The organism is uncultured Alistipes sp. (assembly GCF_949296715.1).
GTDB lineage: Bacteria > Bacteroidota > Bacteroidia > Bacteroidales > Rikenellaceae > Alistipes.
In genome coordinates, this window is record NZ_CASFQD010000028.1 from 44,007 (window position 1) to 54,043 (window position 10,037).

Annotated in this window: 11 protein-coding genes; 8 read left to right on the forward strand and 3 right to left on the reverse strand. The window is 60.6% G+C overall.

Features of this window, described 5'->3' with window-relative positions; genetic code table 11:
• Positions 1 to 401: 401 nt before the first annotated feature.
• Positions 402 to 725: a DUF3784 domain-containing protein gene (locus Q1Y33_RS04775; protein WP_300798607.1), complete on the reverse strand. Its 324-nt coding sequence runs from the start codon at positions 723 to 725 to the stop codon at positions 402 to 404.
• A 24-nt stretch (positions 726 to 749) separates the two neighbouring features.
• Complete coding sequence (purB, locus tag Q1Y33_RS04780; RefSeq protein ID WP_300798608.1) at positions 750 to 2,108, reverse strand: adenylosuccinate lyase; 1,359 nt, start codon at positions 2,106 to 2,108, stop codon at positions 750 to 752.
• 106 nt (positions 2,109 to 2,214) lie between these two features.
• On the opposite strand from purB, the gene Q1Y33_RS04785 reads away from it, so the two are divergent.
• The 4 genes from Q1Y33_RS04785 (at position 2,215) to gap (ending at position 5,491) form a co-directional block, all read left to right on the forward strand.
• On the forward strand, positions 2,215 to 2,655 hold the full coding sequence (locus Q1Y33_RS04785; protein ID WP_300798609.1) for a DUF4834 domain-containing protein: 441 nt from the start codon (positions 2,215 to 2,217) through the stop codon (positions 2,653 to 2,655).
• A 2-nt stretch (positions 2,656 to 2,657) separates the two neighbouring features.
• Entirely contained in the window at positions 2,658 to 3,401 is a 744-nt protein-coding gene (locus Q1Y33_RS04790; RefSeq protein ID WP_300798610.1) for an ABC transporter permease, read from the forward strand.
• Positions 3,398 to 4,150, forward strand: a complete 753-nt coding sequence (locus Q1Y33_RS04795; protein ID WP_300798611.1) for an ATP-binding cassette domain-containing protein — start codon at positions 3,398 to 3,400, stop codon at positions 4,148 to 4,150. Before Q1Y33_RS04790 ends, Q1Y33_RS04795 begins: the two co-directional genes overlap by 4 nt.
• Positions 4,151 to 4,474: 324 nt before the next feature.
• On the forward strand, positions 4,475 to 5,491 hold the full coding sequence (gene gap, locus Q1Y33_RS04800) for a type I glyceraldehyde-3-phosphate dehydrogenase (RefSeq protein ID WP_300798612.1): 1,017 nt from the start codon (positions 4,475 to 4,477) through the stop codon (positions 5,489 to 5,491).
• 475 nt (positions 5,492 to 5,966) lie between these two features.
• Here the strand turns inward: gap and Q1Y33_RS04805 are convergent, their stop codons facing one another.
• The gene (locus tag Q1Y33_RS04805) at positions 5,967 to 6,371 is read right to left on the reverse strand and encodes a hypothetical protein (protein WP_300798613.1); all 405 of its coding nucleotides are present in this window, start codon (positions 6,369 to 6,371) and stop codon (positions 5,967 to 5,969) included.
• A gap of 210 nt (positions 6,372 to 6,581) precedes the next feature.
• Here Q1Y33_RS04805 and Q1Y33_RS04810 point away from each other — a divergent pair, with 210 nt between their 5' ends.
• The 4 genes from Q1Y33_RS04810 to Q1Y33_RS04825 all read left to right on the forward strand — a co-directional run bounded on the left by Q1Y33_RS04810 (position 6,582) and on the right by Q1Y33_RS04825 (position 9,534).
• Entirely contained in the window at positions 6,582 to 7,172 is a 591-nt protein-coding gene (locus Q1Y33_RS04810) for a DUF177 domain-containing protein (RefSeq protein WP_300798614.1), read from the forward strand.
• Between the two features lie 42 nt (positions 7,173 to 7,214).
• Entirely contained in the window at positions 7,215 to 7,400 is a 186-nt protein-coding gene (gene rpmF, locus Q1Y33_RS04815; RefSeq protein ID WP_019131261.1) for a 50S ribosomal protein L32, read from the forward strand.
• A 122-nt stretch (positions 7,401 to 7,522) separates the two neighbouring features.
• A complete protein-coding gene (gene plsX / locus Q1Y33_RS04820) occupies positions 7,523 to 8,470 on the forward strand; it encodes a phosphate acyltransferase PlsX (RefSeq protein WP_300798615.1) in 948 nt (315 codons plus the stop codon).
• 26 nt (positions 8,471 to 8,496) lie between these two features.
• Entirely contained in the window at positions 8,497 to 9,534 is a 1,038-nt protein-coding gene (locus tag Q1Y33_RS04825) for a beta-ketoacyl-ACP synthase III (RefSeq protein ID WP_300798616.1), read from the forward strand.
• Positions 9,535 to 10,037: the final 503 nt, after the last annotated feature.

Genomic DNA, 10,037 nt, shown 5'->3' on the forward strand with positions numbered 1-10,037 from the left:
GCCGCCGGGTTGTGACCGGGCGGTGACTGGGGTGTATGGGCGCGGCGGCAGGTCCGGCGCCGACCCCTTCCTCCTTCTTCCCGGTGTCCCGGCCGGTACGTCGTCGGGTGCGGACAAAAAAACAGCAGGGAATCTCGCGACTGCCTGCTGTCCCCGGAGGTTGCCCTCCTAAAACTACTAACCCAAACTTAAATAAATGAAGAAACCTCACTGCGGTTGCTGTGCCGCAGTTGCTTCGGTAAGGTGCAAAGTGCATGCCACGACAAAGCCCGCAATCACCGTGATCGCGGGCTTTGTCCGTTTGTGTCGGAAAGAGGACCGGGCGGGGCGTTTTTCGGGAAAGGACCGGCCGCCCCGGCTGACTTTTCACTTTTTACTTTTCACCTTTCACCTTTCACCTTTCACCTTTTCAGAAAGCGTCCTCCCGTGTTGGCATAGATCACCGCCCCGACGGCTCCGATCGGCAGCCAGATGGCGGCAACGAGCCACAGACCCCGGTCGGGCCAGTACTCGTCGGCCGCCATGAGCAGGATGCATGCGGCGAAGAAGAACATCAGGTTTCCCATGAACCGGCATAGGGCCCGTTTGTCGTAGCGTTCGCGTTCGGCCTTCGGCATCGTGTTGTACCCGGCGATGAGCCATGCCCCGCGTCCCGAGCGCAGCAGGAAGCCCAGCAGGACGACAGCCGCACCCACGAGGGTCAGTACGATGCACGCCCGGTTCATTCCTCTCCCGTTACCTTTTACTTTTCACTTTTCACCTTTCCCGAACACACCGGTGTAGGTCGAGGGCGAGAGGGCGCGCAGCTCGGCCTTCACCGCCTCGGAGACGTTGAGCGTCTCGATGAACGCCGCGATCGCCTCGCGCGTGATGTGGGTGTTGGTGCGTGTCAGGGCCTTCAGCACCTCGTAGGGCTTCGGGTAGCCCTCGCGCCGCAGGATCGTCTGGATGCCCTCGGCCACGACGGCCCAGTTCTGCTCCAGGTCGCGCTCGAGCGCCTCGCGGTGGAGGATCACCTTGTTGAGCCCCTTCAGGAGCGAGCGCAGCGCAATGACCGAATGGGCCATCGGTACGCCGATGTTGCGCAGCACGGTCGAGTCCGTCAGGTCGCGCTGCAGGCGCGAGACGGGCAGCTTGCGCGAGAGGTGCTCGTAGACGGCGTTGGCGATGCCGAAGTTGCCCTCGGCATTCTCGAAGTCGATCGGGTTGACCTTGTGCGGCATGGCGCTCGAGCCGACCTCCCCGGCCTTGATCTGCTGCTTGAAGTACTCCTCGGAGATGTACATCCACATGTCGCGCGCAAGGTCTATCAGGATCGTGTCGATGCGCTTGAGGTTGTCGAAGATCGCCGCGAGGTTGTCGTAGTGCTCGATCTGCGTCGTGTACTGCGAGCGGTTCAGTCCGAGCGTCTCGCCCACGAAGCGGTTGGCGAAGGCCACCCAGTCGATTGCGGGGTAGGCCGCATGGTGGGCGTTGAAGTTGCCCGTCGCACCGCCGAACTTCGCCGGCACGGCGATGTCGTGCAGCATCGAGAGCTGCTTCTCGAGCCGCTCGACGTAGACCATGAACTCCTTGCCGAGCATCGTGGGCGAGGCGGGCTGCCCGTGCGTGCGGGCCAGCATCGGGATGTCGCGCCACTCGTCGGCCAGCGCCGCCAGCTTGTCGCGCACCTCCTCGACGAGCGGGTAGTAGACCCCCGTGAGGGCCTCCTTGAGCGAGAGCGGGATGGCCGTGTTGTTGATGTCCTGCGACGTGAGGCCGAAGTGCACGAACTCCTTGTACTGTCCGAGGCCCAGCGCGTCCATCTTCTCCTTGAGGATGTACTCGACGGCCTTGACGTCGTGGTTCGTCACCGACTCGATCTCCTTGACGCGCGCGGCGTCGGAGGCGCTGAACTCCTCGTAGAGCGACCGCAGGGCGTGCAGCGCCGCGGGGTTGATGCCCGCGAGCTGCGGCAGCGGCAGCTCCGCCAGGGCGATGAAATACTCCACCTCGACGCGGATGCGGTAGCGGATGAGTGCCTGTTCCGAAAAATAATCGGCCAGTTTTTCCGTTGTATTGCGGTAACGGCCGTCGACGGGCGAAATGGCGGTGAGCGGTGTCAACATGGTATGATTGAGATTTGATTTCCGAGGCCAAATTTACGACAATTAATCGAATTACGCATATTTTTCCTACCTTTGTGAGGTTCAAAACCGAAAACGAACGATTCAGATGAAATTCCTGACAGCCATCATAGACGCTCTGGCAGACTTTGTGCGGCGCAACCCGCTGACGACGCTCATCATCGTAATCCTGCCGCTGGTGGCCCCGGCTTTGCTCAAGGGCATTGCCGCCTTCGTCCTCTACTTCCTGCTGGGGATTGTGGTCTTCGCCCTGGTCATGGGGCTGTGGCTGCGCTGGCGCATCGCGCAGGCCCGCCGCCGCATGGAGGAGCAGTTCGGCGAACAGTTCGGTGACGGCACACCCTTCGGTTCCGCGGACCCCTTCGGTGGCGCCGCCCGCGGCGGGGATGCCTTCGGCGGCCGCCGTGCGCGGAACCCGCGCGAGGGTGAGGTGAAGGTGCACGTCACCTCCGAGACCCCCGAAAAACGCGTGGCCAGCGATGTCGGCGACTACGTCGACTTCGAGGAGACGAAAACGAAAAAACAGTAGCCATGCTGAAGATATTTTCACTCATAGGCCGCTACTTCATCCTGATGGGAAAGGTCTTTTCCCGTCCGGAGAAGGCCTCGATCTACCGCCGGCGCATCATCTACGAGATGGAGGCGCTCGGCATCGACTCGATCGGCCTGACGGCCCTCATCTCGATCTTCATCGGCGCGGTCATCACCCTGCAGATGTGCATCAACCTCGACTCGCCGTTCATCCCCCGCTCGCTCGTCGGCTACGCCACGCGCGAGACGATGATCCTGGAGTTCTCGTCGGCCGTCGTGGCGCTGATCCTCGCCGGAAAGGTCGGGTCGAGCATCGCCTCCGAGATCGGCACCATGCGCATCACCGAGCAGATCGACGCCCTCGAGATCATGGGCGTCAACTCGGCGTCGTACCTCATCCTGCCGAAGATCGTCGCCGCGATGATCTTCTTCCCGTTCCTGACGATCCTCTCGATTCTGATTGGCATCCTCGGCGGATGGCTCATCGCCGCCGCCACGGGCATCATGATCCCCGCGGAGTATGTCGACGGCCTGCTCATGGACTTCCGTCCCTATTCGATCACCTACACGCTCATCAAGACCGTCTTCTTCGCCTACATCATCACCTCGATCTCGGCCTTCTACGGCTACAACGCCCGCGGCAACTCGCTCGAGGTGGGCGCCGCATCGACGCGCGCCGTGGTGGTGAGCTGCGTGGTGATCCTGCTCTTCGACCTTATCCTGACTCAAGTGCTGCTGATATGATACGTGCCGAACACATCGTCAAGTCGTTCGACGGCCGGGTCGTGCTCGACGACATCTCGATCGAGTTCGAGACCGGCAAGACGAACCTCATCATCGGACGCAGCGGCTCGGGCAAGACCGTGCTGCTCAAGACCCTCGTGGGACTGCACGAACCCGACTCGGGCGACGTGTGGTACGACGACGTGAACTTCACGGCGCTGGGCTTCCGCGAGCGCAAGGCCATCCGCAAGGATATCGGCATGATCTTCCAGGGCGGAGCGCTGCTCGACTCCTCGACCGTCGAGGAGAACGTCAAGCTGCCGCTCGACCTCTTCACCACGCAGAGCGAGCGGGAGAAGATGGAGCGCGTGAACTTCTGCCTGCAGCGCGTGCGGCTCGAGGATGCCAACCGCCTCTACCCGGCCGAGCTGTCGGGCGGCATGATCAAGCGCGTGGCCATCGCGCGGGCCATCGTGCTCAACCCGCGTTACCTGTTCTGCGACGAACCCAACTCGGGTCTCGACCCGCAGACCTCGATCGTCATCGACAACCTGATTCACGAAATCACGCAGGAGTACAACATCACGACGATTGTCAATACGCACGACATGAACTCCGTGATGGAAATCGGCGAGAAGATCGTCTACATCCACGAGGGCCGCAAGTGGTGGGAGGGCACCAAGGAGAGCATCCTGCATGCCGACAACCGCGAGCTGAACGACTTTGTCTTCGCCTCGGCGATGGCCAAGCGCGCCAAGGGGATCAAATGAGCCCCCCCCTCGGAGGCGGAGTGGAACGGTTGCCGGTCATCGAACAATTTTTCCGGCTCCGCACAAAACTTTTTCCGGGGTTTTACGTATATTATTAATGACGGGACATACGGAGCGGCGCCCTGTGGCCGAAGCTCCGGAAAACCGCTGGTTCGCAGCCTCCGGCCGTCGGCCGCGGCATCCCGGAAATCGCATGGAATTAGCCTGCTGCGGGGGTACTGAAAAAATTTTAATAATTTATTTGCGTAAACAACGGAAAGTATGTACTTTTGTGCTGTGAAAAAAATAACGCAATTTTTTACCAACAAATAATTCATTCACATTATGGCAACTATCAAAATTGGTATCAACGGTTTCGGCCGTATCGGCCGTCTGGTGTTCCGTGCCGCCTGCACGAACGAAAACATCGAGGTTGTAGGCATCAACGACCTGGTTTCCGTGGACTACATGGCTTACATGCTCAAGTATGACACGATGCACGGCAAGTTCCAGGGTACGGTGGACTACGACCTGGAGAAGAACCAGCTGATCGTTAACGGCAAGGCCATCCGCGTAACCGCCGAGAAGGACCCCGCCAACCTGAAGTGGAACGAGGTCGGCGCCGAGTACGTCGTAGAGTCGACCGGTCTGTTCCTGACCAAGGAGAAGGCTCAGGCCCACATCGCCGCAGGTGCCAAGTACGTTGTTATGTCGGCTCCCTCGAAGGACGACACGCCGATGTTCGTATGCGGTGTCAACACCGACACCTATGCCGGCCAGACGATCGTTTCGAACGCTTCGTGCACGACGAACTGCCTCGCCCCGATTGCCAAGGTCCTCAACGACAAGTTCGGCATCACGGACGGTCTGATGACCACCGTTCACTCGACCACCGCAACGCAGAAGACCGTGGACGGTCCCTCGATGAAGGACTGGCGCGGCGGCCGTGCCGCTTCGGGCAACATCATCCCCTCGTCGACGGGTGCCGCAAAGGCCGTAGGCAAGGTAATTCCCTCGCTGAACGGTAAGCTGACGGGTATGTCGATGCGCGTGCCGACCCTCGACGTATCGGTTGTCGACCTGACCGTCAACCTGGCAAAGCCTGCCAAGTACGATGAGATCTGCGCTGCCATGAAGGAGGCTTCGGAGGGCGAACTCAAGGGCATCCTGGGCTACACCGAGGAGGCTGTCGTTTCGTCGGACTTCCTGGGCGACCCCCGCACCTCGATCTTCGACAAGGCTGCCGGTATCGCACTGACCGACACCTTCGTAAAGGTCGTTTCGTGGTACGACAACGAGTGGGGATACTCGAACAAGGTCCTCATGCTCATCGAGAAGATGTACGCTTACAACAACAAGTAATCGTCATCCCAACGATTGACACGGCGGTTCGGAACTTCGGTTCCGGACCGCTTTTTTTATGTGAGAGGTGAAAGGTAAAAGGTGAAAGGAGGAAGGCGGGGACAGAGCGTGATGGCGGAGCGGCCCGGGTGGCATCGGAGCGGCGCCGGGTCGATGGCCAGGCATGGCGGCAGGGTGGTGAACCAAGATGGCGGAACGGAGTGGCCCGGAGTGATGCAGGTGCTCTGGAACGGGGTGACGGAGCGGGGTAGTGGCCCGGGTGGCGTCGGAGTGGCGCCGGGTCGATGGCCAGGCATGGCGGCAGGCGGCGAACCGGGATGGCGAACCAAGATGGCGGAACGGGAGCAGCCCCGGGTCGGCCCGAACTGTGGAACGGGGTGACGGAGCAGGGTAGTGGCCCGGGCGGCATCGTCGCGGCGCCGGGCGGTAGGAAGAATCGGGGTGTGGTGTTGGTCTCGGGCCGGTTCCGGGGCGGTCAGGCGCGGTCGATGCGCAGCTCGAGCGAGATGCCCGACCACTGGTTGATGGCGTAGCGCTCCGCGCGCAACCGCCGCCCGGCGAAGGAGACCTTCAGGTCGAGGTCGAACGGCCGGGTCGCGTCGATGTCATTGCCCGTCGGCAGCGTGTGCGGAATCACGTAGACGTAAAGCATCAGGTGGTCGCATGCCGGGGCCGCGAGCGTCACGCGGCGGTCGGAGGGCAGGTCGGCGGGCCGCTCGCGGAGATTTGCACCCACGTCGGCGACGGTTGAGGAGGCCGTGGCGAAGTCGGTGCGGTTGCCGGCCGCATCGAAACAACCGCACATCAGCGCCGCATTGTAGCGCCACCACCCCTCGTAGCGGCTCGAAATCTCGATGGTGAATCCTTTGTTGTCGCTCATGACGGCAAAGATAACGCATCGGGGGCGCACTGCCAAATTTATTTGCGGACGGCGGTGCGGCGGCCCGTTTCCGGTCTGTTTCCGGTCCCTTCCGGTGCCGTGCCGGGGCCGCGTGCGGACCCCTTTCGTGCCGCGTATGGGTGCTAAATATCTGCGTTTTCTTTGCAATTGTTCTATTTTTTAGTAACTTTGCGCACTAAATGCGTACAAATGGAGGTCGCGAAAACATATTCGATCCCTTACAAAGGGCTGAAAATCGGCACGCACGACTTTGATTTCAAGGTCGGGCGGGAGCTTTTCGAGTCCTTCTCCGCCCAGGATATCAAGGACGGCGCGTGCGACGTGCACGTGCATCTGGAGCGTGCCGAAACGCAGCTCGTGATCGACGTGCGCATCACGGGGCATGTCGTCGTGGAGTGCGACCGCTGCCTCGAGGAGTGCAGCATCCCGATCGACTACGACGGCCGGCTGCTGGTCCGTTTCTCGGACGAGGTCCGCGAATACGACGGCGACGTGATGTGGATTTCGCCCGTGGAGGACGAGGTCGACCTCACGCAGTATGTCTACGAGAGCATCGTGTTGTCGCTGCCCTACCAGCGGGTGCATCCCGACGGGGAGTGCAATCCCGAAATGCTGCGGCGGTTCCGCATCGTCTCGGGAGAGGAGTTCGCCGACATCGAGGCCCGCGCCGGGCAGGAGGCCGAAGGGGCCATCCCGGCCGGCGAAATGTCGAAACTCGCGGCGCTGAAGGCGGAAATGGAGGCCGGAGCGCAGTCCGACGGCGAACACGAAGGAGAATGAAAAAGAAACTGATATACGTTGAACTTATAATTCTTTTGTAAAATGGCACATCCTAAACACAAAATCTCGTCGACCCGACGTGATAAGAGAAGAACTCACTACAAGGCCGTTGTCCCGACGGTGGTTACCTGCTCGAACTGCGGTGCAGCCGTGCTGTATCACCGCGTATGCCCCGAGTGCGGCTTCTATCGCGGCAAACTGGCCATCGAGAAGAAGGCTGCCGAATAGCGGCCTCCGAGAAGAGTGCATCCCGGCGGGAGTGCCTCTTTTTGATTTTATGCAGTTCCCGGGACCCCGCGCATGCAAGTGCGGTTGCGGGGCGGGGACGATAACCACCAAATCGCACGAATATGTTAAAGATTGGTATTGATGCCATGGGCGGCGATTTCGCTCCCGAGGCGGCGGTCAAGGGTGCCGTCATGGCGCTTGAGGCCGTAGGGCCCGACAGCCGGATCGTGCTGTTCGGCGACGAGCGGCGTATCCGCGAAGTGCTGGCTGCCGAAGGGTGCCCGGCCGAGCGTTTCGACATCGTGCCCACGACGGAGGTCATCGAGATGGGCGACCATCCGGCCAAGGCGTTTCAGGCCAAGACCGATTCGAGCATCACGGTAGGTTTTGCCCATCTGGCCAAGGGCGCTGTCGACGGTTTCGCAAGCGCCGGCTCCACGGGCGCCATGATGGTCGGTTCGATGTATGCCGTCAAGCCGATTGAGGGTGTTATCCGCCCGACAATCTCGTCCGTCGTGCCTACGGCCTCCGGACGTCCCTCCCTGCTGCTGGATGTGGGACTGAATGTCGACTGCAAACCCGAAGTGCTGGCCCAGTACGGCCTCATCGGGTCGATTTATGCCGAATCGGTGCTGGGCATCGAGCGTCCGCGTGTCGCCGTGCTCAATATCGGCGAGGAGGAGACCAAGGGCAATGCCCAGGCCAAGGCGACCTACGAACTGCTCAAGGCCGACAACCGCATCCGCTTCGTCGGCAACGTCGAGGGGTCGCACATCTTCTCCGGAAAAATCGCCGACGTGATTGTCTGCGACGGTTTCGTGGGCAATACGGTGCTGAAGATGGCCGAGGGCCTCTACCGCATCAACAAGGCGCTGGGCGGCGGAAACGCCTTCTGGGACGCCATGAATTATGAGAATATCGGAGGTACGCCCGTGCTGGGTGTCAACGCTCCGGTCATCATCGGTCACGGGTGCTCTTCGCCCAAGGCCATCCGAAGCATGATTCTTTCGACCGAGCAGGTCATCCGCGCCGGTCTGACTGCCAAGTTGCAGCATGCCTTCCAAAATTAACAAGTCAAATCAGGAAAAGAAAAAGAATGGGTAAAATAACAGCTGCGATAACGGGTGTCGGAGAGTATCTCCCCGATTACATCCTGACCAACGACGAATTGAGCCGCATGGTCGATACGACCGACGAGTGGATCATGTCGCACGTCGGCATCAAGACGCGTCACATCCTCAAGGGCGAGGGTATCGGCACCTCCTACATGGGAGCACGTGCCGTGCTGAACTTGCTCGACAAGACGGGTGTCGATCCGATGGAGATCGATGCCGTAATCTGCGCCACGGTGACCCCCGACATGTTCTTCCCCTCGACGGGCAACCTGATTGCCGACCAGGCCGGTTGCAAGAACGCCTTTGCCTACGACGTCTCGGCTGCCTGCAGCGGTTTCCTCTTCGCCCTGACCACGGGTGCGAAGTTCATCGAGGCCGGTACGAGCAAGAAGGTCATCGTCGTGGGTGCCGACAAGATGTCGGCAATCGTCGACTATACGGACCGCACGACCTGCCCGATTTTCGGTGACGGCGCCGCGGCCGTGCTGCTCGAGCCCAATACGGAGGGCTACGGTGTCATCGACTCGATTCTCCATTCGGACGGCTCGGGCGAGTTGCAGCTCTACATGAAGGCGGGCGGTTCGCGTTACCCCGCATCGCTCGAGACGGTGCAGAACAACTGGCACACCATCACCTGGGACGGACACGCCGTATTCAAGGCTGCCGTATCGAAGATGGCCGACGTCTCGGTCGAGATGATGGAGCGCCACCACCTGACGGGCGACGATATCCGTTATCTGGTTCCCCACCAGGCCAACCTGCGCATCATCGACGCCACGGCGCGCCGCATGGGCATCACGAGCGACAAGTGCATGATCAACATCGACCGGAACGGAAATACGACCGCTGCGACGATTCCCTCGTGTCTGTACGACTACGAGCAGGAGCTGCGTCCGGGCGACAACCTCATCCTGTCGGCCTTCGGCGGCGGATACACGTGGGGTGCCATCTACGTGAAGTGGCTCTACGACGGTTCGAAGAGCTGCCAGGTCAAGCCCGCGGCTCCCGCACAGGAGTAATTCCCGGGGACCGGCGGCAGCCGGAGCGAAACATCGGAAAAAAGGTCGTGCGACACGGTTCGCGCGGCCTTTTTTCGTTTTCCGGGGTTTCTTTCCGCTCTCCGCAGGGCCGTTTTTCTCTCTTAAGCGGCAGGCGGTTTCCCCATTTTTTCCCTCCATCGCGGCAACCGGGCTGGCGGGTGCGGGCGGGCGGTGTCGGGCATTTTCCGGCCGGAGCGTCCGCCCGTTTTCGGAGGCTGGGAAAAATCCGTGCCGAACGGCTCTTTTGCCCCGACTTTTCCAATTTTTGGAAAAGACAGGAGGCGGTTCGGCATGGCCAAACCAAAAAACTTCGTTTTCGTTTGCCTCTGCACTCACCTTTCGCTATATTTGTTGTAATCAGGTAGGTTTTATTTGACTATCAACAGATTGGATAAAACTCGCACGAGAACGGGCAATGGATAAGAAAAAGCCGGACTGTTCCGAACCGCCATATTTCTCATGCTTTCAAATAACTCTTTATC

Coding starts and splice junctions, on each gene's coding strand:
- Q1Y33_RS04775 (WP_300798607.1), bottom strand. CDS start 725: ATGAACCGGGCGTGCATCGTACTGACCCTCGTGGGTGCGGCTGTCGTC.
- plsX (WP_300798615.1), top strand. CDS start 7,523: ATGTTAAAGATTGGTATTGATGCCATGGGCGGCGATTTCGCTCCCGAG.
- gap (WP_300798612.1), top strand. CDS start 4,475: ATGGCAACTATCAAAATTGGTATCAACGGTTTCGGCCGTATCGGCCGT.
- Q1Y33_RS04825 (WP_300798616.1), top strand. CDS start 8,497: ATGGGTAAAATAACAGCTGCGATAACGGGTGTCGGAGAGTATCTCCCC.
- rpmF (WP_019131261.1), top strand. CDS start 7,215: ATGGCACATCCTAAACACAAAATCTCGTCGACCCGACGTGATAAGAGA.
- Q1Y33_RS04795 (WP_300798611.1), top strand. CDS start 3,398: ATGATACGTGCCGAACACATCGTCAAGTCGTTCGACGGCCGGGTCGTG.
- Q1Y33_RS04785 (WP_300798609.1), top strand. CDS start 2,215: ATGAAATTCCTGACAGCCATCATAGACGCTCTGGCAGACTTTGTGCGG.
- purB (WP_300798608.1), bottom strand. CDS start 2,108: ATGTTGACACCGCTCACCGCCATTTCGCCCGTCGACGGCCGTTACCGC.
- Q1Y33_RS04810 (WP_300798614.1), top strand. CDS start 6,582: ATGGAGGTCGCGAAAACATATTCGATCCCTTACAAAGGGCTGAAAATC.
- Q1Y33_RS04790 (WP_300798610.1), top strand. CDS start 2,658: ATGCTGAAGATATTTTCACTCATAGGCCGCTACTTCATCCTGATGGGA.
- Q1Y33_RS04805 (WP_300798613.1), bottom strand. CDS start 6,371: ATGAGCGACAACAAAGGATTCACCATCGAGATTTCGAGCCGCTACGAG.